Raw genomic sequence first — 24002 nt, 5'->3', positions numbered from 1 at the left:
GCCACTCAAGCTGGCTTCAGCTTGCCGCCTTGAATTTTGCTGCAATCACCAGCGGGAAGGAGAACGAACGACTTCGCATCGCGAGCTTGCGTCGCTTGGCCCGCACAGGAGTGAGCGCCCTCCGCGCAGTCGTTCTTTGCCACGGTGTTTATGCCATAGCACTTCTCTAGCTTGTTTTTCTCCATCCGTGCCATGTTGTCTTTGACAACTTGTGGCATGCCGCTCATGTCTTTCGTGGCCTGAGCCTGAGCTGGCAAGGCCTGCAAGGCGAGGGCCAGACCGATTGCTGACGATAGCGTTGAGGCGGCCAAAACATGTCTGTTCATCTTGCGTCCTCCTAGGGTAGGCCGGGCATTCCGGCCGTGTATCAAGGTTCGGCGGAGCAGCGCCAGAAGTTACAGGCCAATCGAAATATTTTTGCGCGACAAACTGGCCATGCCTGTTGCAAAATTCCCGCATGCTCAGGCATCCACATTCTCCCAGCCCTCCCTCCGGCCCCGAAAATGGTACTCAAGAGTCCGCCGCGAAGGCGCGCGCGGATAACGCTTTGGCTACGCGAGGTGACGGCAGGCTGGACTGGTCCGTCGCAATGGCCAGGGCGCAAGACGGCGACAAGGACGCCTATCGCCGGCTGCTGGAAGCCATCACGCCCTACCTTCGCGCGCTTGCGGCACGGCAAATCCGTAGCGTCGACGACATTGAGGATGTGGTTCAGGATGTGCTGTTAACCGTACATTCTGTGCGTAATACATATGACCCGCTGCGCCCTTTCGGCCCATGGCTGTTGGCTATCGCTAACAGGCGAATTATTGACACAATGCGCCGGCGTGGCCGCGTTGGCTCGCATGAGGTATCCGTGGATAGGGACCTGGAAACCTTTGGCGCCGTCGAAGCGAACTTACAGGAAGAGGCCGTGGATGCTCGCGTGGTAAGGGACGCCATCGAGCAACTGTCTGCTGGGCAGCGCGATGCCGTGCGCATGCTGAAGCTGGAGGAGATGTCCCTGCAGGAGGCCGCTGCGGCGAGCGGAATGTCAATCGCTGCGTTAAAGGTGGCCACCCATCGGGCTTTGAAACGGTTGCGGGAGTTGTTGCAGCAGCGAGGTGGCAAGTCATGACTCGGACCTCTGACCTGGTTGAACGGTTAGTCGCGGACGCAACACCAGTTCGGCGTTTGCGCGCACCGGTGCCCCGAGCTGCATGCTGGCTTTTGTTTGCCACCCTAGTCATGCTTTGCGTCGGTATTGCGCATGGTGTGCGCGCCGACCTCGCGCTAAAGGTTCATCAGTCGACTTTTGTCTTCAGCGTGGCAGCGGCGATGGCAACCGGTGTCCTGGCGGCTGTGGGTGCATTTATCGCCAGTATTCCAGGAATGCCACGTCGTTGGCTTCTGTTGCCAGCCCCGGCCGCGCTCGTTTGGGTTGCCACGATTGGCTATGGCTGTCTTACCAATTGGGTCGTCATTGGGCCTGAGGGGGTTGCGCTTGGAGAGACGGCCCGCTGCTTCGCAACATTGGCACTGGTTGGCATGCCTCTGTCATTTTTGATGCTGACTATGCTGCGCCATGTAGCCCGGCTATCGCCGGCGCCCGTCACAATGGTGGGAAGCCTCGCAGTTGCGGCAGTGACGGCTGCGGCTCTGTCAATCCTGCACCCGCTTGAGGCCACGGCCATGATATTGCTGTGGAATTTCGGTGTGACCGCGCTATTTCTGGCGTTAGGCGGCCGGTATGGGAAGCAGTTGCTCCAATGGCTGTCTCCGCGCTCAGGGGCGGGTTGGTAAGCGGAGTCGAGTAAGGGGCAACGTGCTCAGCTTTCGTCCTTGTTCAGCTTGCGTTCCGCGTCTTTGCCACGGTGTCCAATCGAAGACTCCCGATGACGAGACATGAAGGCCAAGCTCATTTAGCTACGGTCAAGGAGAAAATTACCCAGCCGGACCACTGGCACTGGCCGAGAGTCAACGACGGCACCAACTTGGGGACATTGCGAACCGAATTGGCATTCCACGAAACTGGGATGTCATCATTGATGGTTTGCTGCGCTCCGCAGTTCCATCGAGCCATCCATCTGCGCTGATATTCCTTGAGGCCTTGGAGGGTATCAGGCACAGCGCCCGCTCGGCTGCTTTCTGCCTTCGTGGCCGCTATCGAGCAAGTTCCTGCCCAACCCGAATGACCTTCCGCGAGATTTGGCGCCGCCGCTTTTATCCCCTGGAACTGACTTTTCGATAAGTGAGAGCGGTGGTTAGCGAAATTTGGAAGCCACCTTCTCTTTTCTGAGGGAACCTGCCACGTGCAGCGCATCCGAAGATGTTGTCGAGATGTCTACGGGAAATATAGAGAATGACGCGAGCCTGAACGGGAAGTTCCTCATTCCGGCCGTTGGCTTCGTGTTCTACGTTGACGTTGTCTGCAGTCAGTCTAAGCCTGCCGTCAATTGATTTGGTCATGACTCTATTCCTCCGTCACACGCCGTAAGGGGTACTTCAATGCAAACCGTAAGCGGTAATGACTCGGCATCTGTCAGTCGTCGCTCTGGGGGGTTCGGTCGTGCAGCAGGATAGTCCACTTGTGCAGTGTAGCTAGAGTTCAGCCTTCATGATTGCCGCCGTTCTGGCACCGGTATCGGAGAATTCACGAGAAGCCAGCAGTTCATGAGGTATGGTCGCACGTTCGACTGGCGTGAAGCCAAGGCGAGTGAAATAGCCGGCCGCAGTTTCAGATTGGACGACCAGGGATTCGATGCCGCGCAAACGTACGTCGGCGACCAGTGCGGACACCAGCAAGGCGGCCAGCCCTGCCCGTCTCGCGCGCTCGGCGACAGCGACTCCTCGCAACAGGCCAACGCTGTCACCGAACACCTCGATACCGGCGCATCCAAGGAGGCCGGTCCTGTCGCGGCTGACATGAAATTGCACCGCCTCACTACGTATTCCGCCAACGGGCAGTGAACACGACCGAAGCAATGCTTCCACATCACGAAGGTCTGCCTTGGTCGCACGACGCGGCCTCATAGGGTTACCCTCAAATCTAAGTAGTGATGATGAGCGACCCGGCATCCCGACCGTTACCCACGCCTAGCCGCGCTCGCGCATGCTAGTCATCGTAGTCGTCATGCCAGCGTCGCCATTCGCGTCGGCGCTCGCGCCATTCGTGCTCCCTCCATCGCTGCTCGCGCCATTGGCGCTCTCTCCAAGCGCGGCCCTGCCAGTCGTCGTAATAGTAGGCCGGAGCCGCTACCACGGGCGGCGGCTGAACGACCATGGGAGCTGGCTCGTAGTAGACGGGCGGTGGGGCGACAACCGCTGGCACAGGGATGCCGATACCAATGCCGACGTCCACCCGCGCCTCAGCCATGTTGGAGCCAAGCGCGGTAACGCCGACTAGAAGCAAGAGCGATGCGGTCTTTCGCATGATTTTCTCCTTTTCTCTTGCAGAGACTCTAGGTCAGCATGGTTCGACGGTGTATTAGCGGATTCGCACAGCCGTGACTTTCTGTAACGCCACGTCGACGCGCTCGGCGTTCAGCCGGACTTTTGAGGCTGTAGCCCAACTGACCATCTCTACGTGGACCGAGGTCGGAGTATTTCCGAAAGGACGAAGACCCCTGCTGGGGGGAGGCACATCCAGCCGTACTCGCGAATTATGTTTGCCGGTTGCAGAACTTACGGATTGTCACGACTTGTCGGTCAACTCGGATTCGAGCCGTACCGTTTTCTCCGATAAGCAAGGCGCACTGCCGAGCTGCTAAATTTCCCCCAGGAGTTCACGTCATGAAGAAACTGTTCGCTGCTCTCGCCTCCGCAGCCCTCGTCGGTACCGTTTTCGCGCAGACCGGTGTGCCAGCTTCCGCAACGCAGCCGCAGGGCGCAGCGGCGAAAGACCAGGTAAAGGTCGTCAAGGAAACCAGGCAGGCAAAGGCCGACAAGGACAAGAAGAGTGTCAGCGCGCAGGGCGATGAAGAAAAGGCTCGAGCCAGCGCCAACAAGGAGAAGGCTGACGTAAAGGCTGATGCCAGTAAGTCCGCCGCCAAGGGCACCCACCACGAGGCGAGCAAGATGAAGGCCGCCAATGCCGAGGCCGGTATGGCGAAGGCTGACGCAAAGAACGATTCCGACAACATGAAGGCCAAGGCGGATGTGGCGAAGGCCGAGGCGCCACCCGAAGCCGCGAAGGCCGCAGCCAGCGTGGACAATAAGAAGAAGCAGTAAGCTGCTCCCATCGGGCGAACCGAGGGTTCGTTGCCAGGGCGAAGGCCGCTGCAACGTAGCCTGAGTGCAGGAGCTTTGCGGAGAGCGCAGGTTAGCTGGAAAGCCAGCCTGGCCTCTCCGCGTTTGTCACCTTTGGGGAATCGCCATGAAACCCATTCTCGCATTGCTGATTGCCGTATCTACGCTGCTCGGCGGTTGCGTCGTGGTGCCATATGATGGCGGGTACTACGGTGGTGGATACTACGGTCCATACGGGTAATGGGGCCACCGGCACCACGGATACCATGGACATCATGGAAACGACGACTAACGCGGAAGGAGCGGTGCAGATTGCGAGCAGCCGCAGTACAACTCCACCGTAACGCGTGAGCACTAGCGGGTTCGAGAAGCAAGCCTGGACCACTGCATTTCGTGGGCACTGCGTTTTGCAGTGCCCCGCTGTCAGGCAAGAATGGCGCGACAGATGACGTTTGCGAAGCGGTCGACTAGCCCCGGCTGTGCGCGCATGGCTAAGCCGAGAGCGTGGTCTGTATTGAGGATGTCTACAATTTCCGCATGCTCCGCACGCCTGGCGTTCGCAATGAGCAGCTCGCCGATGGTGGAGGGAACGACGGTGTCATCGGTCGCGCGAACCACCGTTAAGCGGCCAGGAAATGACGCTATCTGTTCGAAGACAACCGACCGACGCCAGCTTTGCGGTGTGCGGAGTATTTTGGTGAAGGCTGGCCCGAAGGGCACCTCGAAAGCGGCTGAATCGTAGGCGGCGCCGACTAGTGTGACCAGTCGCGTTATGCGGTTGCGAGGGTCAGCGGCAAGGCGCACCGCGATTTCACCACTCATGCTGATACCGATGACAGCGCGCGGCTCGGCGTCATCAAGGTACTGCAACGCTGCAACTGCCTCGTTGTAGCGCTTACTTAGGGAGTTGGGCGTTTGTGCCGAGCTCTCCCCGTGCCCTGAGAAATCCACGGCAACCGACCCAATCCCATGGCTCGCTAGATTCTGGCGGAGCACAAGCCAGTGGGACCGTTCGCTCGTGCTTGCACCACCATGCAGCACGAGGCAGCTGGCGCGCCCATCCGCTGCAAGCAGGTCGCCAGCCAACACCTCGGCACCGGTGTCAATTGCGAAACGCTTCAGGGCAAACATGGTCCTCAGCTGTCAGTGCTCTTGGAGTCGGCGGTAGGCGTTGTAATGCCGTAGTCCGCCCTGTTCGTCTCCTCGCAGTTCGTTAGCCGCGCCAGATTGTAGTGCGCAGTTGTGGTTTGTCGCCTGGTTCGCCCCCTCCGTCCTGGCGCTGATGCTATGCGCATCGCGTTTCGTTATGCCGTGCGCGAGTCGAGCACTTCGACGGTAACATGAGACAAGCTCTTGAATTGCCTTAGGCGTGAGTGATAGTACTGAGGCCCACGTTGCGGTTCATTTGTGGCCACAGACACCACAGCACTCAGGTGGCCCGGGCCTACGCGCCATACGTGCAGGTCGACCAGCTTGTCCCCGTCGGCTTCGATTGCCGCCTTGACTTTGCCCGCCATACGCTGGTCAGGATTTATATCGACCAGGATGCCACCGGTGTCGCGGATGAGGCCGTATGACCAGTTGGCAATTACCAGTGCGCCGACGACACCGGCCAGCGGGTCCATCCAAAGCCAGCCAAACGTCTTGGCTAGCAACAGACCGATGATAGCCATAACGGAGACGGCAGCATCGGCCACAACGTGAATGTAGGCGGCCCGCATATTGTGGTCGCGGTGATGTGCGCCGTGGTCCTCCTCGTGACCGTGCTCTTCAAATTCCAGGGTGTGCACACTGCCGGCAAGGCCGACCAACACGGTGAAGGCATGCGGCTCAGGAATCTCGGTCGTGGACTCCAGACAGTTGGCCTTGCGCAATAGCGCAAATTCCTGGCGGCTGCTGTCCGGCCGAATCGTGGTCACAGTCACCGTGCTGGCCGGCAAGGCCAGGTTTGCCGTTTCTGCCGTGAGGCGAAAAACCGGTGGCACGCCATCTTCGAAGATGGATAGCGCGAAGTCGCCCGCTGGCGTGGAAATGAGCTGTACCTGTTCATCATGGTCGTGCTTGTCGCCGTGCGCGTGCCCGTGACCATGACTGTGCCCATGATGGTCGCCACCGCTCAACAGCCAGGCACTCGCGATATTCACCAGCAGGCCGACGACTGCGATGGGGATGGCTTCGTTGAAGTGAATTGGCACGGGAGCAAAGAAGCGGGCGACCGCTTCATAGGCAATCAGCAAGGCAATCATGGCCAGGATGATGGCGCTGGTGAACCCAGCGAGGTCGCCCAGCTTGCCAGTGCCAAAGACGAAGCGCGGGTCATTGGCGTGGCGGCGCGCGTAGGTGTAAGCGAGCGCTGCAATCAGCATGGCGCCGGCATGCGTCGACATGTGCAGTCCGTCTGCGACAAGAGCCAGCGACCCAAACAGACTGCCGCCGACGATTTCGGCAATCATCATGAGGGCGCAGAGGACAATTACGGCCCACGTCTTGCGCTCGTTCTTCTCGTGCCCGGCGCCCAAGAAGACATGGTCGTGGCCTGCCCCAAATGGGGCGTCGTAGAAATTGCTCATTGCTGTCTCACTTAAAGTAGCTGTGCACTACCTCAATGAGTTGCTCCTTGGCGTCGCCTTCAGACTCGCCATGGGCAGGCTCGGCCTCGACAAGGTGCGTGCGAATGTGGTCCTCCAGTACCACCGCCAGGAGGCCATTCATGGCCCCACGGCAACTCGTGATTTGCTGCAGCACGCCCACGCAACCTTGCTCTTCCTCGAGCGCACGTTCGATGGCATCAATCTGACCCCGGATGCGACGCACCCGGTTCAACAACTTCTGTTTCTCGCGGATTGTATGGCTCACGGCTTCACCTCGAATATAGTATGGGGGAGTATATATTCATTGCCGAACAAGATGGTATGACCTTGCAGGCTTCCTGGTCTTGGGCTCCTGGAACCGGCAAGAGCACTTGGCCGGAAGAGCGCTCGCGGCTTGGCTGAGCACCAGGCGGATATCCCCAGGCGTGAACTCGCGTGGTTGTTCGGCGCAATTCTGGCAGGAGGGGTTGCGGGACCAGCCTTTCTGATGAAAGGCCTGGTTGCAACCGACGCGGCTTCGGCATCGCTGCTTCTTAACGTTGAGGGTGTGTTCACGGCGCTCATTGCCTGGATGGTCGTCAAGGAGAATGCTGACAGGACAGATTGTCCTGGGCATGGTCGCCATCGTGGCCGGGGGCGTTTTGCTTTCCTGGCAGCCGGCGGGGGCGACACTGTCGCCGAGTGCACTGCTGATAGTGGCAGCTTGCGTCTGCTGGGCCATTGATAACAACCTGACGCGAAAGGTGTCGTCCAATGACGCTATCTTGATTGCCTGCTTGAAAGGACTGGTTGCCGGTGTGTGTAACACTGCGTTCGCGCTGATTGCCGGTGCCAAGTTGCCGGGTGCGGTACCTCTGCTGTCGGCGATGGTGGTGGGCTTCGCAGGCTACGGGTTGAGTCTCGCGCTCTTCGTGGTGGCGCTACGCTATCTGGGTACGGCGAGAACCGGTGCGTACTTCTCGGTGGCGCCGCTATTTGGCGTCATCATTTCGCTCGCGCTATGGCCACAGATGTCCAACATGCTGTTCTGGTTGGCCTTCGTCCTGATGGCACTAGGTGTCTGGCTGCATTTGCGTGAACGGCACGAACACACGCATGAGCAGATGGAGCATGCGCATTCCCACCGGCATGATGAGCACCATCAGCATGACCACGACTTTCCGTGGGACGGGCAAGAACCGCACACCCATCCACATTGGCATCCGCCGATTACGCACACCCACGCCCATTTCCCGGACATCCACCACCGACATCGCCACCAGAAATCGCAATAGGGTGGCGGCTCTTGGCGAGAACGGTTTGGACTGCCTCCTCCTCTAGTTCGAGCTGACTCAGTTTGCTGCGATGACCGACTTCGCACGACGTAGTGTGCGTGCCATTGCACGGCACCAGCCCGCCAAAAGTGCGCTAAGCGACATGTTCATCGCGCAGCGGTTCTTCGTCCTCATTCATGCCGCCATGGCGGTTGGCATCTTTCATTGCAGTTCAATCCGTTCGGGCTTCGCGTCGCGCCTCGCTGTGTGGTAACGCAGGGTCAGCATGGTCCAAAACGGCTGCTACAAATGGTTCTTGTAGCAGCCGTAACTATGTTGTAGTTTACGTGACATGGATATGGTTAAGCAGTGGTTGCTGTTGGTGCTCACTCTCCCAACTGACAACCCAACCGCACGCATGCGCTACTGGCGCGCTCTCAAGGCCAAGGGCTGTGCGACCTTGCGAGACGGGGTGTACCTGTTGCCGGCGAGCGAGGAGGCCGAGGCGGACCTGTTGGACCTCGGTCAAGGAATTGGTGAGGCCGGTGGCACTGCCCATCTCGTCTGCACGCCGAGTCGTGACGAAAGCCAGGAAGTGGAGTTTCGGTCAATGTTCGACAAGAGTGCCGATTTCGACGCATTCATCAAGTCGTTGGCCGAGGCGCGCAAGACCCTCTCAGTTCTTACGCCGGCCGAAATCACGCGGTTGTTGCGGCGCGTTAGGAAGGACTTCGAGGCGATTTCGAGTGTCGACTACTTCCCGAGCGACGCATCAACGAGAGCAGAAGCTGCCTGGCAGGACTTCGTTGCTCTCGCGGATACCGTTCTGTCGCCGGGCGAGCCGCACCAGGTAGAAGGCAACATTCGGCTGCTCAATCGCGAGGAGTATCAGGGCCGAGTCTGGGCTACGCGCCAGCGACTCTGGGTGGACCGGGTCGCCAGTGCATGGCTGATTCGTCGATTCATCGATGGTCAGGCGCAATTTATCTGGCTCACGTCGCCTGCTGATTGTCCGCCTGACGCGTTGGGATTTGACTTCGACGGCGCCGCGTTTTCGCACGTCGGCGACCGCGTCACTTACGAAGTGTTGGCCGCCAGCTTTGGACTCGAGGCCGAACCGGGGATGCTCGGCCTCGGCACAATGGTTCACTCCCTCGATATTGGTGGTGCCGCCGTTCCGGAGGCTGCGGGATTCGAAGCAATCATGACGGGAGCAAAGCGACGTGGCCTAGGCGACGACGCACTGCTGACCGAAATAAGTCCTGTGCTGGACTCGCTGCTCGAGCATTTCGCTGCGGCCGAGAAGGATGCCGCGAGGAAGCGTCAATGAACACGATGACCCAAACCGCACCAACCTATACGCTCGGCCAGCTTGTCTTTTATATGTTGCGCCTCGGTACGTTTGGTTTTGGCGGCCCGGTAGCCTTGGCAGGCTATATGCGACGGGACCTCGTTGAGCGCCTCGGTTGGATTACCGAGGCAGATTACAAAGAGGGGCTAACGCTTGCGCAGTTGGCACCAGGCCCTATGGCCGCGCAATTGGCCATCTATCTCGGCTTTGTGCATTTCCGAGTCCTGGGGGCGACGCTTGTAGGACTTGCATTCGTTATACCGTCCTTCCTGATGGTCCTGGCGCTCGGGTGGGCATACGCCCACTTCGGCGGACTCTCATGGATGCAGGCGACATTCTATGGCGTTGGCGCAGCAGTCGTTGGCATCATCGCCATGAGTGCCTACAAACTAACCACCAAGACCGTTGGCTCGGACAAACTACTGTGGGTCATCTACCTGACGCTGGCAGCAATCACGTTCATCACAGAGTCCGAGATTGCATGGCTCTTCATTGCAGCAGGAATTATCGGCTGGCTGCGTCGGGCGCCACCCAAGTGGCTGCAGAAGGGCTCTGTCAACGGATTCGCGGTCGGGCTCCTCCCTGCTATGAGCGGAGCGCTAAGCGGCCTCGACATTCCGTTGCTTGGACACATTGCGCTCTTCTTCACAAAGGCCGGGGCGTTTGTGTTTGGGTCCGGGCTGGCAATTGTGCCGTTCCTCTATGGCGGCGTTGTCACCGAACACCACTGGCTGAACGACCGCCAGTTCGTCGATGCAGTGGCGGTTGCGATGATTACACCCGGCCCGGTTGTCATTACCGTAGGGTTCATTGGTTACTTGGTCGCGGGCTTCGCAGGCGCCTGTGTCGCCGCCCTCGGCACCTTCCTGCCTTGCTATTTGTTCACAGTTCTCCCTGCTCCGTATTTCAAGAAATACGGCCACCTGCCTGCCGTGAAAGCGTTTGTCGATGGCATTACGGCGGCCGCTATCGGGGCAATTTCGGGCTCGGTGCTCGTCATCGCGAAGCGCTCTGTCATTGACATACCGACAGCAGCGGTGGCCTTGGCAACGGTCCTGCTGCTCTGGCGATTCAAGAAGCCCCAGGAGCCTGTCATTGTCGTCGCAGCCGCTCTCTTTGGTCTTGTCGTGTTCCCACTTCTACATGCGCACTAGCGCTCAATGCGCCGGCCGCGTTCCTCTGAATGAGAAGTTATGGCGTCGCGTAGAAAGTTCGTCCACCAGGCGGGCGCAGCAACCGCCAGGTTGGTTTTGGCTGCTGGGTCGGCTGACGCGGCGGAATCACCAGGTTACGTCGACAAGCTGACGGACACCGATGGCAAGTACGCGGCGGCCCCGCTGCCGTTTGCCTACGATGCGCTGGAGCCGCATATCGATGCGCGCACTGTCGAGCTGCATTACACCTTCCATCACAAGCCCGCCGTCGCGGCAGCCAACAAGGTGGAGGAAGCACTGGCCAAGGCGCGCGAGTCCAACCTCGTGGAACTGTCGCATGTGGGAGAGTTGTGCAGCTTCGACGCGTTTCTCAAGAAATACAATCTAACTACGCCGCCGCTTCGGCAACTCGCTGCCATCGTCCGAGGAGCAGACACGTCTCGGCTTGACCTGACGCCACAATCGGCCGGCCTGTATGCGATATTGCTCGGGTTGTCCCAGGCGTTTCCCGACGACCATGAAATGCTCCGACACGGCATGGTCATGTACGACGCGCTCTACGCCCGGTGTGAGAGCTGCCAGGGAGAAATGCATAACTGGCCGCCGCAGATGTAAATGGCTACCGGGAGGCTGACGTGAAACGCATCTTCGCCACGTTGTTTGCTGCACCGGCCGTCACGTTCGCTGCTACGACGGTCCCGTTCGACAGCGATGTCGTCGGAGCACTACCCCCTGGTTGGATTGCTGGCTCAACTGGAGGTGGTTCTCCGAAATGGTCTGTGGAAGCAGACTCGACGGCCCCCAGCCCACCGAACGTCCTGAAGCAGATGGGAACTGGAACGTTTCCCTGGTGTGTGAAGAAGGACGTCGCAATCGCTGACGGCTTCGTCGAGGTCAAGCTTAAGCCGCTAAGCGGAAAAGAGGACCAGGCCGGTGGCATTGTGTGGCGCTGGACCAGCGGTGAGGGCTACTACCTGGCGCGCGTGAACGCCCTGGAAAACAACATCACTTTCTACTACGTCGAGCGTGGAAGGAGAAAAGAACTCAAATCCGTCAACGTAGAAGTTCATCGCAATATTTGGCAAACGCTCCGCGTCGAGTTTAGCGGAACGCACGTCCGCGTGCTCTTCGACAGCAAACCTTACATCGAAACGGACGACCGCCACATTGCCGGGCCTGGGGCCGTCGGGGTCTGGACGAAAGCCGACAGCGTGACGGCATTCGATGACTTCAGTTATGACGGAACACGCTAAACGGCACTATGTGGTCAATGGTTATGTCGGTGGCGAGAAAGTGCACATGCATGTGCGTAACAGGTTCGTGCCAATGTGAGGGGGGAGTGTGGGCATGGAGGGGTGGTGCTCGCAGAGATGTGCGATTGGATGCGCGATGGCTATGCGGCCACCCTCGTCGGGGACATTCAGGTGACGGAGGTGGAGCCTTCGCTTCCAGGTTCAACCGTTTCGTGTTTTTGTCTATCTTGTAAGGGTGGCCGGAGTTCATTCTCGCAACGACGGCAGCTGCCCTCAATGTGAACTAACCAATGCAGCTTGAAGACCCCAATTCGCAGAACGCCTTTCTGAACACAGCGCGCAAAGAGCGGAAGCGTGTCGAGGTATACCTAGTCAACGGCATCAAGCTGACCGGTTCAATCGAGTCATTCGACCAGTTCGTGGTGATGCTCGGCGGGCCCGGCGGCACGCAAATTGTCTACAAGCGAGCAATTTCGACTATCCAGGTGCCGACCGGCGTCCGTCAGGCGGGTTCAGGCACTCGTTCCGAAGGGCGTACGAACTTCGGCAGTGAGCCGAAGGAAGGTGTTGTTGTCAAGCGGAAACGCCGTTTCACGGGGGGCGATGGTGGAAACGAATAATCTCCCTTTTGCACTTTGCAGCCTGCGAAGGCGGGTGCCCTTCTGGCGAGAGGCTTAGGATTGGACTGCTTTGGACAAGGCGTCGCCCCATACGTGCAGTTTTTGGACAATGTCTCCTGCTACCAAGCATGAAACGCTGTGTTCTTGGGCATGTGGCGCGCTGTCAGGCTGTTTTTTGAGAGGCGCGGTGCCACGCGTGCCGGGTAAGCACAAGACTGCGACGCCGTCGCTGATAGCAAGCTGCAGGAGTGGCTTTTGGGGCGGTATTCGTCGCTCACCCTAACGCAGAGGGCTGCGCTGGTTGGGACTTTGAACCACGCTGCAGGCGGGAATCGACTTTCGACTTCCCTGGTTGCCGGCTAGTCTCTGGGAACCCGTTGGTACTCTGAAGTCAAGTGAGTCGACTCGGGAAGACTATGGCAGCCCCATCCATCATTCCGATTACGTCAGTAGCGAGTGCCTCGCCGCAGTTCCTCCATGACAGACTCGGTCATGGGCATCGCTTCGCGCATTGATGCCAATTCTTGCGCGAACGCGTTGCGGTCCCAACTGGCTTGCGCGAATGCTGATATTGCCATCCACGGTAAGGTTCGCCTGCACTTGGTCACCCTCCTTGAGGCCAATTTGGCGAGCAAAATTGGCCGGAATGCGCAGCGCGAGACTGCCGCCCCACTTTGCGATACGCAGAATCATTCGGCGGCCCCCGTTTGATATACATGCATTTTCCACCGACCTCGTCCCCTTCGTCCTCGCGGCCATTATCGCGTACGTGAACATGGTGGGTGTGGTCGTCAGTGGCTTCGGGGTGGCGCTGACAATTTTGGACTGTCCGTGATAGCCCACATGGCGACATGCGTGCCCGACAGAAGGTTCATGTGGGACCTGGGCCAAGGAACAACTCCGCGACTTCGTTGTTATGGGTATCAATGTTGTCCGGCACATCAAATAGGCCCTTGGCAACCCCAATACGCTTGCTTTCGGGGTCCACGTTTAGGGGCACCAGCTTCGCGACGGGGTGGCCGGCTCGGGCGATGATGATTTCGCGCTCGCGCCCTTGCTCCACTGCCTGAACCAGGCGCGAGAACGAAGACTTGGCTTCCCGCATGTTCAGTACTTTCATCGGGCACCTCCTTGCCAGTTGATAATGATATTAGTCCAGTCTGCCTAACAGCTATATTCAGCGCCTTTTTCGTAACGAGCGGAGAGTCGTCGTGGGCATCGTAGGTGGAGTAGCCCACGCCGGGTCTCATAGTCATTTCGTCATTTGTCGCCACAGGCCGTGCACTGGCTATCTCACGGATGCGGCCAGTTCCGTTCTTGAGGAGGCAACAGTAGAACTCCTGCGCTGGCTCAAGTCTCTGCGAGTGACTTCTTCTGCTCTCTTGCTTGGCAATTAAAAAAACGCGACAAAATCGCCAACAAAATTCAAAATTTGCGACAAATCATCATCCTCCATGGAAAGAGCTCGAAAAATAGCGACAGTCGATGAGTCCTGATTCTCCATGTCTATTTCGCCCAGCTTGCCCGCGTCACACAGCATCGATACGTATGGTCGGCTAACGTCTAACTGAGCAGCTGCTTCTGCAATCGTCAGCAGCCTGTCGGGCATCTTGGTGGTCGAGTGATATGCATGAATCCCTGAGTTGTGCTTGCCCGTGAGCACTCGGAGGACAGATGGATTCGCCTGCGTAAGTTGCTCCGTCTCCACTTGATATCCATAGAGGTGGTGGAGTCCTAGGGCTATGGCGCAGGACCGCGAGAAACCCCCCTCGCAATGCACTACGACCGAAGCAATGTCGGCGGGCAGGCAGTCGACGAACTGCCGCACCGCCTGGGCTTGCTCAACTGTGAATGCGCTATCAAGCTTTGCCTTCGCTTTTGCGGACAGTTTCGGCCTCAGGAAGTCCACGTCGGCGAAAGATAAACGCAGTACGTGGTTAATGCCGTCGAGCTGTGCCGCTGGTCGCTCCGGTGCGGTGATAGAGATGACCGCAATTGAAGCGAGGCGAGGCAGCCGCTCTGCATCATCACGAGACAGCGCAAAAACCTGCCGCACCCCGACAGGTGGGCGGTATAGCTTGCTGACAATCTCCTGCAGGCGCCGTGGCATCAGCAATCTTCCAAACCGACAGAAGGCGTCCCCTCCCACCCTTGGACGCGCGGCAGCCCGTTCGGCATTTCTGCTATCAGGTCGGTGAGCTTGTGGCGGGGGCGACTCCTGGCCTCTACAGTCATTTCCTTGCCGGAAACATGAAGGTCGGCATTGGCGCTTTCCTGTAAGCCGTCTTGCTCGCTGAGTGCCTTTGGAATCGCCATTACGAGTGACCCTATGGGACTTTCAATGCATCGTGGGGAGGCGGGCTTGGCCGCCGAAGCGCCTTTCTGCGCTCTCCCGTCGTACAGGGCAGTTAGCAGAACAAGCCACTGGCTGTCCGGGCACTGGGCTGACTATGCCGTCAGAGATTTCAGATAGGCCTCATAGTCGAACGAGGCGCGGTCGAACCCTTTCAGTTCAGACCACCTCCTACGCTTGCCCGTCGCCTGGGCTGGGGGAGCGCCCGCCGCCTGGATGACCCGCTCTAGCTCGTCTGACCTGGCGAGCTCAGCAAGTTCGACTATCGTGTACCGATTCTGGTCGCAAGTTGACATACCCACTATCCAGTGTCCGTCCTGTGTACAGCATAGCCCGCAACGGTGATTCCCGCACGAGATTGTTATGCAAGATTTCGTATCAAGACGACGTCTGTAGAGTGGCAATGCCATGGGGTACTGCGGCTCGGCTTTTATTGAAAAATCTCTTAGCTGGGATTTGAAAGTTGATAATTATATTTTTCAATAAAAATTAATTCAAAATATTGAAAACATTGCTGTCAGCACACTACGCGGCTAGTATCAATCTCATGGTGTATGCCGAGCGAGCGTTGGTCGTTGGACGTGATTGATGGGGGGAGCGATGGACATGAGCGCTGCAGGTGGGAAGGGGCGGATAAGCGAGGCGAGTGCGCCGGGGAATGTACTGTTCCTGGATTACGACAATTGCCTCACTCGCTGCGACTGCTATGTAGTGGGAGAGGGCGCTGTCGCGAGCGAGCCTGGCGTAGAGCTGTTCGAGTACGCCGGGATTCTTGAGCAGCTGCTCGAACCGTACCCTGATGTCAGGATAGTTATCTCCTCTGATTGGGTGCTCACCTTTGGATTTGAGCGCGCACGCGACGCGTTGCCGCTTGCGTCATTGCGCGACCGAGTTATTGGTGCTACCTACCCCGACGACGACAAAAACGCGTTGCAGTTCTCCGCCCTTACGCGGGGAGAACAAGTTTTGCAATATGTCACCAGGCACCGGCTGAGAAGCTGGCTAGCCCTCGATGACCGCAAGGACGGATTCGAGAGCTGCATGCTCAATCTTGTTCACTGTCAACGCGGTGTGGGCTTGGGGGATAGGGACGTGCAACGGATGTTGAGGGAAAGACTGTATGCAACCTTCCATGTCCGGGACTGGCGGTGAGTTGCAATTCCGCAATCGAACTTCAACGCGCGAGGGGTAGTCGTCGTTCTGCGCGAGCAGCAATCGCGCACTGAGGAAGGAGAGAGCATCTTGACAATATGGAAGGCGCGCTCGGTAGAGGAACTCCCGGAAGTCGTATTGGTACGATGGCGAGTGTATGAGACTGAACGCGGGCAGCGGCATTTCGTCGGGTCGCGTCCTGGCCGAGGAACGGGCCGAGTCAGCTCTGCAATCGTCGAATTCGATGCGCATACCTGTGTCGGTGTAACCCGTTCCGGGCGGAGATATCTTCTTGAAGGCGCTCCGGGGACCAGTGTCGAGGGTGAATTGACCTGGGCTGGTTGGTGCCATGTGAACGGAGTGACAAGCTTTCGTGACGTCACTGACGAGTCGCTACTGGGTGGTGCGGGCGAAGCTACCTGACAACTCATGCGGGAGCAATGTTCGACTAGTACGACGAGAGCATCATGTATAAAACATTCAAATGTCCCGCCTGTGGGTGGGTCCATGTCGCAGTTCCCTTGTCTGTTGCTGATGCGCAGATTTGTGAAGCCAATCACTATCTGGCGTCTGAGGGGCTAGCGCGAACAGTAACGCTGGAGAGTTACTCCAGATGTTTCCGCTGTAGCGCAAGCAGCGCAACATTCGTTCCGGCTGAGGAAGGTGATGCCCCGGCGGGCTCCACAATTCAGGCTGTTGTTGTCCCCGGCGCCTATCCATGAAGTTAACTGCCTCGCGCTGGAGCGGCTCCCAGAAGCGTGGGACCGCAGGCTGATATCGCAGAGTGATGACGAGCACTGGTCGGCTTGGTGTCAGGGCCGTGCACACCGCTGTCTTCGGCATCGCTGACCGCAACGCCTTTGCTCAATCAGCAGAAGTTGGGAACAATGTTCGGATAGGCACAGAGGAGGGGAGGGCGGATGGCAACAGAAATCTTCTGTTGGGGCTACACAGCGTGGCGCTCGCAACGTCGTGACGGCTATGAAGTGTCAGGCTTCATCGACGGGCAGGAATTCCATGCCGTCAGAAGAACACCAGATGCTGCTGAGCGCGCGTTCTGTCGCGCTGCGTGGAGGGCGTGGTTGCGTCGGAAGGTAAGGGTCGCCTGCGGATTGCCAGCGCGTGAAACGGCACAGATTAGCTCGGCAGATACATATCACGACGTTCGTCTTCGGACGATTTTGTCCATTGTGCTGCGCGAGAGCGCAAAGGGTGTCCGCCGGTGGATTCGGGCAGTTGGACGCTGGCGGCGCTAATTGAGCGCAGAGCGGCCGTCAGCGCGAGTGCGGTAGTCCGCCACGCGAACCAATGGTGTCAGGTAATCGAGGAACCAGGAATGGCCATGTCATACGAGTGCACGCACTCTCTGTTTGAGCGGGACTCCGTCCGGGCTTCGCCATCTGTATCCGGCGGTCCAACGCGGTCCATGGGAGGGGCGCGGCAATGCGCCTAGCACCTGATAACGCCGTCGCCAGCGACATAGGGTTCGCTGCGCTCGCAGCCATCTTCGAGACTGGTGCGCGCGAATGAATTCCTTAAACCGAACCGGTCACTTAGTAGTTATGGCCACAATAGTTACGATGGCCACCGCCACCCCGAAGACGCCAACTACCATGGCGAGCCGGATGGCAAGTCGGTCGATGTTTTCTTGTGATGACGCGAAGCGCAGCAGTTTGCTCATGGCGTGGTCCTCCAATTTCTTGAGCATAGCACTGACCTATCCGTTGTACTTCCACTTGATGGGTGCCGGATTCTAGTTATGCTATCGACGGATAGAGAGTCTCGCATGCGGCTATGGGATGTTGAGGATTGGTTGTTTGCGGACGCGCCGCTACAGTCTCACTGGTGCGACCAACCACTGAAGCAGGCTGTTCGAGCGGTACGGGCCGAGGCGAAGCACGAGCGCATTGTGCTCAATGGCGATGTTGAAACCGCTCTGCTCGATTCTGCGTATGTCGCATTCCGGGATGGTGAGGAGCTCAGCACGGTGCATGTCAGCGCGCTGCTCGGACGTGGCATCATTGACGCAGAAGAGGGCGAACAGTGGCGCCAGGAAACTTGGCGACACCTGCCGAGCAAGCGGGCTTGATTGGCGGTCGATGGTCCGTTGGTATGTATGACAGCGGACCGAGTCTCTAACCGGCTGAGCAGCCACACCAAGAGAAAAAAGGCCACCCATGTCTGGGTGGCCGAATCAATACCGAAGAGCAGTTTTCCGGAGCGGTCTATTCCGCCGCCGGTCCAGCTTCGGCTGCCGGAGCTGGCTGTTTCGCAATCTTCGCTGCCTCAAAAGCCAAAATCAGCAGTGTTCCTGTAGGCTTGCCCTCGCGTGACAGATAGAAGTCTGTCTTGAGCTTGCCGGTGACTTTGACGAAATCGCCTTTCGCGAGGCCCAGGTCGGCGTCTTTCATGACCCTAACCGTATACCAGCAAGGGTCTGAGTCACTTCCGCGCTGGCTTTCGCACATCCGAAATTCGTAATAGGTCTTGCCGGGGGTCTTTGTGGTCCTGCGCTCCGGCTGGGTCGCCAAGTTTCCGAATGCCTGCATGTGTATCCTTTATGGTGTCGTGAACGGGGTGCTCACAAGACGTATAGGCACCAACTACTTAGAGGGCATGGAGTGCCTGCGCAGCAGGGGAGAGGAGGGAGTTGGCCAAGGTCTGGCGCTCTTGGGCCTGCGATAGGGCAGGTAGTTCTCCTCGAACCAGCCTGATAGCGGCTGTCGGTTGCTGGCATCGAGCCTTACTTTCGGTAGCCATGTTGGCAGCAGCTGAAAGATGACGTGGCCCACAATTAGCAGCACAGATTTCGATGCCTTCTCATCCCATATTGGCGCGATGACCTCGAAGACTCCTTCGGCAAGTTCATTGAAATGACATCCGCGTGTAAGGAAGATGTCTGCCTCATTCGCGGACTTCATCTTTTTTCGCATCAGCTGGACGTGCCGTCGATAGACGATTTCATCCCTGGTCATGACAACCACTCGGCGCAATGACTTGCCATTTTCAAGTTTGCAACCAATCTTGGTTGCTAGAGCAGTCAGGGCGGTCGCTCGGTAGGAGCCCCGCGTGCTTATATCGATTTCAAACCAAGTGACGTCGTCGCCTTGAATTGCGATTGCGTCAGGCCTGAGCCATTTCGGCTTTGGTGGTTCCACATCCAGGTCAATCGTGCGCTCCTCCGAGGACGCCTTCCTGGAGTCCGGTTTGATATCCACTTTTGTCAGCCCCTGCTTGAGAGGTTGGCCTTTTTCTGTGTCTGGGTTCAATTCGTCCCACACTTCCGATTCGGTTAGTGCGAGCAGGCCTCTAGCCTCGCACGCAAGAACGATGAAATTCATCCAAAGCTGGTGCTCGGGGTTGGTTTTCTCCGAGACGCGGCGCACCGACGCGGCGGCGGTGACATCGTGCTCTTGCAACCAGCGTGCTCCACGAGTGGTCAGACCATAAATGTGCTGAAACCGGTTAGTGCGATAACGCCGTACAAATTTGGCTTTGGCCAAACCGCGCATGGCACGCTGAGCAGCCGTCAGCGCCGCCTTGAACGGGCGTTCCGGAAAGCAGGCGACAGCGATGTCGATGGCTCTGATGACCCGGAATCGATTGAGGGTACTCAGCGCTCGCAACCAAATGTCCCTCTGCAGCACCGTTGGATGTACCACTGCGGTCAGGCCTCGGTCCTGGCGTCGCGAAGCACGAGGCTCTGGCAACGACACGCTGTGGGCGGATGATTGCGCCACGGCGGGCGCAGCAGATGTCTCCGTCATGCCACGGTCTTTTCCCTCCGTGGCGCCGTGCGTCGGCCTGCATAGTGTGCCACCGGGTGTCTGCGTGGCGCAGCAGTCGGTATCAATGGGCGCGCGAAGCTGCGCCGCTGAGTGTTCTCGCATTGCGATGGTCTCCCTTGGGTTGCGTTTTCAACGCCACGCGAGCTGCCTTGTGCCGCCGGGCGTGCGTGGTCCGTTTTTTCGTATAGCTACTTGTGCAACCAAGGCCCAATAGGCTGGCCACCACGCCCGCCCGCAAGCGTTGTGTGTCTGCGATGGCTCTCTGCACGGAAAAACAAGGGCATGGGGCAACTGTCTTTTCCCCTTGTTTTTCCTCACGCGCACGGGGGCGCGTGGCTTCGACGTATTCGTCGCGACGTCCATCGAGGGTAACGGGCTCCCGGCCCGGCTGCGCCGGGGCGAAACCCCGCCGCCGTCCGCAGATGTTTTATCGAGGCCACCCTGTTACCTCGACGTCGGCACGCAACCCTTCTTCCGGCATGCCGTGCCGTCCTGGCTGCCCCACGCTGCATGAGCAACTCTGCCTTCGATGCAGCGCGGGGACCCCGCGCCACGCCATGCTCGCGCTGCGCGCCTTGCACCTGTTTCCAATGTCGGCACGCGCGGGGCCGGCGGCGGGGTTTCGCCCCGCCTGGCCGCGCCCTGTCGCGAGCAACTGTCTCCCCGTAGCTGTTCTCGCGAGGCCAAGCGTGACCCGTGCACGCCGCATTGCGTGTTCACAAAGGCCCCGGCTGGACGCCGGGCCGTCCGCCCGCTGCTACCATCAAGAGCGCGGGTCTGGTGCCGTCGGGCCGGGCCTATCTCATAGCCGTACTACCCGATGCTGAGGGTGCTGCCTCGACTGGCCTCGGGGATGCTGTTGGCGGTGGCCGTGGTGACGCTCTCACTGCTCCCGTGGCGAATGCACACAGCATCCGTGGTGACGCACGCGAGTATTTACTTGTCGCCAATTTGGTGTCACCCGCGATGCAGCGGTGGAGCACCGCGAGGGCGCTCGTGCATGTGGCGCAGTGGTGCACTGGCCCCGCAACACAGGGTCCGCACGCGACTGTCGGGCTGAGTATTGATAGCAAGCTTGTCTTGTTTTGCAATAGGCGTGAGCCCTGTCACGGGCAACTACAATGCCTTGCAATCAATCGTCCCGCCCACCGCCAACGCGTATGCACACCCTGTTTGATGTCGTCACTCTGTCCAGACTGGCTTCAATGGCCGACGCGAAGACGTTCGCACGCGGCAGGCCACCCAACCGTGGCCGGCGGAACTGACTGGCGACTTAAAGTGAGGGGCGGGCAGTTATCCTCGCAAGGGTTACTCTGCCGCCCGCTCGTGGCCTATGATTGCGCCCCTGGCACGTATTAAGGTGTCGTGCTTGCCGTCGTACTGCTTGCTACCGGCGTGATATCAATTACTCCGGAAGAGCCCCGGTCCATCTCGGCAAACGTTGAGGCGGCGGGTGTAAAGTTGGTCGTGTTGGAGGCGACAGTACCGGAGGCCACAGCGGCGCGCGAGAAGCCGTTAACGCGGGAGTTGAAGACGCCCCCGGGAAATGAGGAGGTGTGCTGAGTGATTGTTGTCCCTGACATCGGTCCATTGCCGGCCCATGTGACATCGACCTGGACGTCAAAATCGGTGGCGCTGACGAAGTCAGTGAGCGTCACCATTCCGGTCACTCTGGAACTGCTCAGGTCCGGTGCAATCTGAAAGGTGAAGGTCGGGTTGTCGCCAAAGGCGCTTAGCAAAACAACTTGCCGGCAAAAGTCGTACTGATTGACAGATACATTCAGGTCCATGGCTGCCGTACGTGCCGGTCCTCCGTTGGCGACTGTCTTCGTTGCACCGTAAATCCAAGCCACAAAAACGTTCGTGTCTACGCACCCAGTCGGGTCAAAGCTATCGAAGAAAGCTATCGCGTCGCTGCCTTGACTCATCGATATCTGCACCGTGGTCGGCGAAGGCGGCGGCGACGCATTGCTGATAGTTTTCGTGGTTGCGACGGACTCTGCTACGGGCTCGGCAGGGTCACCACCTCCGCAACTTGTCGCCAACAGCGCTACGGCAACCGCGACCAAGGAGGTGTGTGCTGTTTTCAAGAGACTAGGGAAATAGAATGTGCGCTCGTCGCGCGCCGGGGAAGGAATTAGCATAATGGCCTCCTTGGAGGCAGTAGCGCACAACGGGCGGCAACTTGCGGCACCGCCCCGTCCGGTTACGTCGCGTGGTTTACGGATGCCAGCGAGTAAATGCCATATCTAATCTCCAACCCTAATCCATAGCGTTACATCTTTAGGGACGTCCACCGCGTCGGGTCCAAACACGCCTGCAGGAATATGGAAGGTTCCGCCATAGTGAATTTCGTGCTTGCCCGGCGATAGAGGCTTCAGCAACAAGAAATAGCCAGCTGCCACAGACGTGGCGGTGGCGTTCGTGGGGTTAGTACCAAAAATCCAGTTCGCTGGAGGCGTAAACGAGAACTGACCGGTCGTCGTCCGATATGCTGGAATATCGGTCACCGAGACACCGTCGATGGTGCAAAACAAATCCGAGATGTAGCTAGCGAAGGTCGTGGCAATTTTGCGCTGCCCATCGGCTGTTGGTGAATTAAAGTGCGGGTCCGAGTCCAGTGACGACGCCTCAACATCAAGCATGGTGAGAAGGATGGCTGTTCCCCCAGGAATCACCGTCCCTGTCTGGTCGCAGAGGAGCGGCGCAGCATCCGGCGCAGACCAATACCAGACGTTTCCAGTCTGGCTTGCCGAGATTGGCCGGTTCTGGCAGTCGTTGAACGGGTGCGGCAGCGGGCCGGTAGGCAAAACCAGGGCCCATTGCCAGAACGATACCACCCACTCCGTGTATGTCTTGCCACGGAAATTTGCATCGAGCGGAACGACCTGGGGATTGATTGAGCCTGCCGGTGGCGCCGCAGTAGCGGCTAATGTTGCATTGCCAGTACTGTCACCGCCTCCTCCACAGGCCGCTAAGGCCAACATCACCGATATGAGAATTGCTGATGTTCGAAATACCCTTTTGTTGAGCATGACCAAGTCTTTCATGGTGACGCCTCCAAATGCAAAAGCGCTTTACGGGGAGCTGGATTCGCGAGACGCGTCGCGTAAGGACGCCAATACTATGCCGAACAGTAGTCGCCAAGTACTTGACTGGCTCCTGGTCGCAAGATTGATATTCTCGGGCCCAATGGCACACCCATGGGGGAGTCATCAATTAGCCGCAAAGTACAGGGCGTAGATGTGGTACGCCGTGCTGAAGATGCGCTCAGAAAACGAATCCGACATTTTTCGTCTTATTCTTGCTTCATTCAGCTCTCCTACGGCCCCGGTGCCATGTAACGACAGACAACGATAGCCGCGCACTCTACTGGTGCACAGGGTGCCGCGCATTCAGCGGTAGACCAGGAGGTCACAACTCCGAGAAATGCGTTGAGGGCCAAGCAAATGATGCGCCATCCTTCGGTGGCTCAACCTTTGCTGGGAAGACGTAGGATTTAGGGAGTTCCCTGAATGCCTAGGTGTTTCACGCTTGATATGGCGTGGACGCCGCCAACACCATTTGGTCGAAAATTCCTGACGATAACGAGTGGTGCTGACGTATTAAAATAATCCGGGAGGGGTGGCCTAATGTGTCGGAATTATTTCAAAAAAATCTTTTGTAAATTATTGGGCGGATGTCATGGCGTAGTCTACGCCCTTGGGCGGTAACCGGGTGCGGCATCCAGCATATACTCCGATTTCGAAACTACTTGTATCGGTGAAATTTGTAGATTTGAATTTGCTGTACGACTACGTATCAATGTCAATACTTTCGATACACCGATATATGGTGTAAAGGGGCACGAAGCTGAGAGTGCCGAGCATCGGTGTGGCCCGCTGTTACTCACAAGCCCTTGTTTTATATAAAGAATCCAGAAGTGTGCGCCATCGCATCGACTCGATGACAATCACATTCAAGCGAGGTTTCATCCGTGATACAAATTCAGGCGCCAGTTTTCGGTACGAAGAAGGGACCGACAAAGCAGGGAAACGCTGAAGGTGCGAATTTTGTGTCAGTCGAGAACCGCGAAAGCGCATAGGTCCCCTCAAGGGCGCAACAATCCTCTCCTGGGCCCAGGCTAAAGGGGTAACTCACCGGTGCGGCCTCTGTAACTACCTCGCATTCGCTTTAATGAGAACGTTCCGCGTCGAGCTGGCTTGACGGCCGGGACGCGACTTCCTTGTCCGCCTTACATCGAGAACGGGCTGCAACCTT

General features: G+C 58.3%; 25 protein-coding genes and 1 pseudogene. 11 read left to right on the top strand and 15 right to left on the bottom strand.

Annotated elements, in window-relative coordinates; genetic code table 11:
• Positions 1-5: 5 nt before the first annotated feature.
• Positions 6-326, bottom strand: coding sequence for a BufA1 family periplasmic bufferin-type metallophore (gene bufA1, locus ACREYQ_RS13335; protein ID WP_432258056.1), 321 nt, complete (start codon positions 324-326; stop codon positions 6-8).
• Between the two features lie 263 nt (positions 327-589).
• Between bufA1 and ACREYQ_RS13330 the strand changes: the two genes are divergently transcribed.
• Together ACREYQ_RS13330 and ACREYQ_RS13325 are read left to right on the top strand one after the other, a co-directional pair.
• Positions 590-1117: a sigma-70 family RNA polymerase sigma factor gene (locus ACREYQ_RS13330; protein WP_432258055.1), complete on the top strand. Its 528-nt coding sequence runs from the start codon at positions 590-592 to the stop codon at positions 1115-1117.
• A complete protein-coding gene (locus ACREYQ_RS13325; protein WP_432258054.1) occupies positions 1114-1782 on the top strand; it encodes an NrsF family protein in 669 nt (222 codons plus the stop codon). The genes ACREYQ_RS13330 and ACREYQ_RS13325 overlap by 4 nt, the downstream gene beginning before the upstream one ends.
• Before the next feature lie 798 nt (positions 1783-2580).
• On the opposite strand, the gene ACREYQ_RS13320 is transcribed toward ACREYQ_RS13325, so the two are convergent.
• Positions 2581-3012, bottom strand: coding sequence for a GNAT family N-acetyltransferase (locus ACREYQ_RS13320; protein WP_432258053.1), 432 nt, complete (start codon positions 3010-3012; stop codon positions 2581-2583).
• Positions 3013-3094: 82 nt separating this feature from the next.
• Positions 3095-3412, bottom strand: coding sequence for a hypothetical protein (locus tag ACREYQ_RS13315; RefSeq protein ID WP_432258052.1), 318 nt, complete (start codon positions 3410-3412; stop codon positions 3095-3097).
• A 359-nt stretch (positions 3413-3771) separates the two neighbouring features.
• Between ACREYQ_RS13315 and ACREYQ_RS13310 the strand changes: the two genes are divergently transcribed.
• A complete protein-coding gene (locus ACREYQ_RS13310) occupies positions 3772-4209 on the top strand; it encodes a hypothetical protein (protein WP_432258051.1) in 438 nt (145 codons plus the stop codon).
• Positions 4210-4650: 441 nt separating this feature from the next.
• Here ACREYQ_RS13310 and ACREYQ_RS13305 read toward each other — a convergent pair whose 3' ends face one another.
• The 3 genes from ACREYQ_RS13305 to ACREYQ_RS13295 all read right to left on the bottom strand — a co-directional run bounded on the left by ACREYQ_RS13305 (position 4651) and on the right by ACREYQ_RS13295 (position 7083).
• Complete coding sequence (locus ACREYQ_RS13305; RefSeq protein ID WP_432258050.1) at positions 4651-5358, bottom strand: alpha/beta hydrolase; 708 nt, start codon at positions 5356-5358, stop codon at positions 4651-4653.
• A gap of 173 nt (positions 5359-5531) precedes the next feature.
• Positions 5532-6797, bottom strand: a complete 1266-nt coding sequence (gene dmeF, locus ACREYQ_RS13300) for a CDF family Co(II)/Ni(II) efflux transporter DmeF (protein WP_432258049.1) — start codon at positions 6795-6797, stop codon at positions 5532-5534.
• Between the two features lie 7 nt (positions 6798-6804).
• The gene (locus ACREYQ_RS13295) at positions 6805-7083 is read right to left on the bottom strand and encodes a metal/formaldehyde-sensitive transcriptional repressor (RefSeq protein ID WP_215242566.1); all 279 of its coding nucleotides are present in this window, start codon (positions 7081-7083) and stop codon (positions 6805-6807) included.
• Between the two features lie 75 nt (positions 7084-7158).
• Here ACREYQ_RS13295 and ACREYQ_RS13290 point away from each other — a divergent pair.
• From ACREYQ_RS13290 to hfq, 6 genes and pseudogenes are all read left to right on the top strand, one after another.
• A pseudogene (locus tag ACREYQ_RS13290) lies at positions 7159-8092 on the top strand (DMT family transporter); the annotation flags it as partial.
• Between the two features lie 331 nt (positions 8093-8423).
• Positions 8424-9401, top strand: coding sequence for a chromate resistance protein ChrB domain-containing protein (locus tag ACREYQ_RS13285; protein WP_432258048.1), 978 nt, complete (start codon positions 8424-8426; stop codon positions 9399-9401).
• Positions 9398-10576 carry a chromate transporter gene (locus ACREYQ_RS13280; protein ID WP_432258047.1) on the top strand — a complete coding sequence of 393 codons (1179 nt, stop codon included), beginning with the start codon at positions 9398-9400 and terminating at the stop codon, positions 10574-10576. Before ACREYQ_RS13285 ends, ACREYQ_RS13280 begins: the two co-directional genes overlap by 4 nt.
• A gap of 39 nt (positions 10577-10615) precedes the next feature.
• Positions 10616-11191: a chromate resistance protein ChrB domain-containing protein gene (locus ACREYQ_RS13275; RefSeq protein ID WP_432258046.1), complete on the top strand. Its 576-nt coding sequence runs from the start codon at positions 10616-10618 to the stop codon at positions 11189-11191.
• Between the two features lie 20 nt (positions 11192-11211).
• Positions 11212-11829 (top strand): hypothetical protein, encoded by a 618-nt coding sequence (locus ACREYQ_RS13270; protein WP_432258045.1) that lies wholly within the window; start codon positions 11212-11214, stop codon positions 11827-11829.
• 290 nt (positions 11830-12119) lie between these two features.
• Complete coding sequence (hfq, locus tag ACREYQ_RS13265; protein ID WP_432258044.1) at positions 12120-12449, top strand: RNA chaperone Hfq; 330 nt, start codon at positions 12120-12122, stop codon at positions 12447-12449.
• 441 nt (positions 12450-12890) lie between these two features.
• On the opposite strand, the gene ACREYQ_RS13260 is transcribed toward hfq, so the two are convergent.
• The 4 genes from ACREYQ_RS13260 to ACREYQ_RS13245 form a co-directional block, all read right to left on the bottom strand.
• Entirely contained in the window at positions 12891-13142 is a 252-nt protein-coding gene (locus ACREYQ_RS13260) for an AbrB/MazE/SpoVT family DNA-binding domain-containing protein (protein ID WP_432258043.1), read from the bottom strand.
• A gap of 178 nt (positions 13143-13320) precedes the next feature.
• Positions 13321-13569, bottom strand: a complete 249-nt coding sequence (locus ACREYQ_RS13255) for a type II toxin-antitoxin system Phd/YefM family antitoxin (RefSeq protein ID WP_432258042.1) — start codon at positions 13567-13569, stop codon at positions 13321-13323.
• Positions 13570-13842: 273 nt separating this feature from the next.
• A complete protein-coding gene (locus ACREYQ_RS13250) occupies positions 13843-14559 on the bottom strand; it encodes a hypothetical protein (protein ID WP_432258041.1) in 717 nt (238 codons plus the stop codon).
• A complete protein-coding gene (locus ACREYQ_RS13245) occupies positions 14559-14765 on the bottom strand; it encodes an AbrB/MazE/SpoVT family DNA-binding domain-containing protein (RefSeq protein ID WP_432258040.1) in 207 nt (68 codons plus the stop codon). Before ACREYQ_RS13245 ends, ACREYQ_RS13250 begins: the two co-directional genes overlap by 1 nt.
• A gap of 643 nt (positions 14766-15408) precedes the next feature.
• On the opposite strand from ACREYQ_RS13245, the gene ACREYQ_RS13240 reads away from it, so the two are divergent.
• Positions 15409-15954, top strand: coding sequence for an HAD domain-containing protein (locus tag ACREYQ_RS13240; protein ID WP_432258039.1), 546 nt, complete (start codon positions 15409-15411; stop codon positions 15952-15954).
• 1549 nt (positions 15955-17503) lie between these two features.
• Here ACREYQ_RS13240 and ACREYQ_RS13235 read toward each other — a convergent pair.
• Positions 17504-17635, bottom strand: a complete 132-nt coding sequence (locus ACREYQ_RS13235; RefSeq protein ID WP_432258038.1) for a hypothetical protein — start codon at positions 17633-17635, stop codon at positions 17504-17506.
• Between the two features lie 105 nt (positions 17636-17740).
• Between ACREYQ_RS13235 and ACREYQ_RS13230 the strand changes: the two genes are divergently transcribed.
• Positions 17741-18043, top strand: coding sequence for a hypothetical protein (locus ACREYQ_RS13230; protein WP_432258037.1), 303 nt, complete (start codon positions 17741-17743; stop codon positions 18041-18043).
• 136 nt (positions 18044-18179) lie between these two features.
• Here the strand turns inward: ACREYQ_RS13230 and ACREYQ_RS13225 are convergent, their stop codons facing one another.
• The 4 genes from ACREYQ_RS13225 to ACREYQ_RS13210 all read right to left on the bottom strand — a co-directional run bounded on the left by ACREYQ_RS13225 (position 18180) and on the right by ACREYQ_RS13210 (position 22792).
• Positions 18180-18503, bottom strand: a complete 324-nt coding sequence (locus ACREYQ_RS13225) for a single-stranded DNA-binding protein (protein ID WP_432258036.1) — start codon at positions 18501-18503, stop codon at positions 18180-18182.
• A gap of 54 nt (positions 18504-18557) precedes the next feature.
• Positions 18558-19721: a replication-relaxation family protein gene (locus tag ACREYQ_RS13220; protein WP_432258035.1), complete on the bottom strand. Its 1164-nt coding sequence runs from the start codon at positions 19719-19721 to the stop codon at positions 18558-18560.
• A 1376-nt stretch (positions 19722-21097) separates the two neighbouring features.
• A complete protein-coding gene (locus tag ACREYQ_RS13215; protein WP_432258034.1) occupies positions 21098-21886 on the bottom strand; it encodes a hypothetical protein in 789 nt (262 codons plus the stop codon).
• A gap of 105 nt (positions 21887-21991) precedes the next feature.
• The gene (locus ACREYQ_RS13210; RefSeq protein ID WP_432258033.1) at positions 21992-22792 is read right to left on the bottom strand and encodes a hypothetical protein; all 801 of its coding nucleotides are present in this window, start codon (positions 22790-22792) and stop codon (positions 21992-21994) included.
• Positions 22793-24002: the final 1210 nt, after the last annotated feature.

Source organism: Cupriavidus sp. TMH.W2 (assembly GCF_050847365.1).
Lineage (GTDB): Bacteria > Pseudomonadota > Gammaproteobacteria > Burkholderiales > Burkholderiaceae > Cupriavidus.
This window is presented reverse-complemented; position numbering and strand designations above follow the sequence as displayed.

Bases quoted from the DNA above. Each gene is read 5' to 3' on its own strand.
- ACREYQ_RS13330 (WP_432258055.1), top strand. From the start codon at position 590: ATGGCCAGGGCGCAAGACGGCGACAAGGACGCCTATCGCCGGCTGCTG.
- bufA1 (WP_432258056.1), bottom strand. From the start codon at position 326: ATGAACAGACATGTTTTGGCCGCCTCAACGCTATCGTCAGCAATCGGT.
- ACREYQ_RS13275 (WP_432258046.1), top strand. From the start codon at position 10,616: ATGGCGTCGCGTAGAAAGTTCGTCCACCAGGCGGGCGCAGCAACCGCC.
- ACREYQ_RS13225 (WP_432258036.1), bottom strand. From the start codon at position 18,503: ATGCAGGCATTCGGAAACTTGGCGACCCAGCCGGAGCGCAGGACCACA.
- ACREYQ_RS13235 (WP_432258038.1), bottom strand. From the start codon at position 17,635: ATGAGCAAACTGCTGCGCTTCGCGTCATCACAAGAAAACATCGACCGA.
- ACREYQ_RS13285 (WP_432258048.1), top strand. From the start codon at position 8,424: ATGGATATGGTTAAGCAGTGGTTGCTGTTGGTGCTCACTCTCCCAACT.
- ACREYQ_RS13220 (WP_432258035.1), bottom strand. From the start codon at position 19,721: ATGACGGAGACATCTGCTGCGCCCGCCGTGGCGCAATCATCCGCCCAC.
- ACREYQ_RS13240 (WP_432258039.1), top strand. From the start codon at position 15,409: ATGAGCGCTGCAGGTGGGAAGGGGCGGATAAGCGAGGCGAGTGCGCCG.
- ACREYQ_RS13310 (WP_432258051.1), top strand. From the start codon at position 3,772: ATGAAGAAACTGTTCGCTGCTCTCGCCTCCGCAGCCCTCGTCGGTACC.
- ACREYQ_RS13320 (WP_432258053.1), bottom strand. From the start codon at position 3,012: ATGAGGCCGCGTCGTGCGACCAAGGCAGACCTTCGTGATGTGGAAGCA.
- ACREYQ_RS13280 (WP_432258047.1), top strand. From the start codon at position 9,398: ATGAACACGATGACCCAAACCGCACCAACCTATACGCTCGGCCAGCTT.
- ACREYQ_RS13305 (WP_432258050.1), bottom strand. From the start codon at position 5,358: ATGTTTGCCCTGAAGCGTTTCGCAATTGACACCGGTGCCGAGGTGTTG.
- ACREYQ_RS13260 (WP_432258043.1), bottom strand. From the start codon at position 13,142: ATGATTCTGCGTATCGCAAAGTGGGGCGGCAGTCTCGCGCTGCGCATT.
- hfq (WP_432258044.1), top strand. From the start codon at position 12,120: ATGCAGCTTGAAGACCCCAATTCGCAGAACGCCTTTCTGAACACAGCG.
- ACREYQ_RS13255 (WP_432258042.1), bottom strand. From the start codon at position 13,569: ATGAAAGTACTGAACATGCGGGAAGCCAAGTCTTCGTTCTCGCGCCTG.
- ACREYQ_RS13230 (WP_432258037.1), top strand. From the start codon at position 17,741: ATGCGGCTATGGGATGTTGAGGATTGGTTGTTTGCGGACGCGCCGCTA.
- ACREYQ_RS13315 (WP_432258052.1), bottom strand. From the start codon at position 3,412: ATGCGAAAGACCGCATCGCTCTTGCTTCTAGTCGGCGTTACCGCGCTT.
- ACREYQ_RS13250 (WP_432258041.1), bottom strand. From the start codon at position 14,559: ATGCCACGGCGCCTGCAGGAGATTGTCAGCAAGCTATACCGCCCACCT.
- ACREYQ_RS13245 (WP_432258040.1), bottom strand. From the start codon at position 14,765: ATGGCGATTCCAAAGGCACTCAGCGAGCAAGACGGCTTACAGGAAAGC.
- ACREYQ_RS13325 (WP_432258054.1), top strand. From the start codon at position 1,114: ATGACTCGGACCTCTGACCTGGTTGAACGGTTAGTCGCGGACGCAACA.
- dmeF (WP_432258049.1), bottom strand. From the start codon at position 6,797: ATGAGCAATTTCTACGACGCCCCATTTGGGGCAGGCCACGACCATGTC.
- ACREYQ_RS13215 (WP_432258034.1), bottom strand. From the start codon at position 21,886: ATGCTAATTCCTTCCCCGGCGCGCGACGAGCGCACATTCTATTTCCCT.
- ACREYQ_RS13210 (WP_432258033.1), bottom strand. From the start codon at position 22,792: ATGAAAGACTTGGTCATGCTCAACAAAAGGGTATTTCGAACATCAGCA.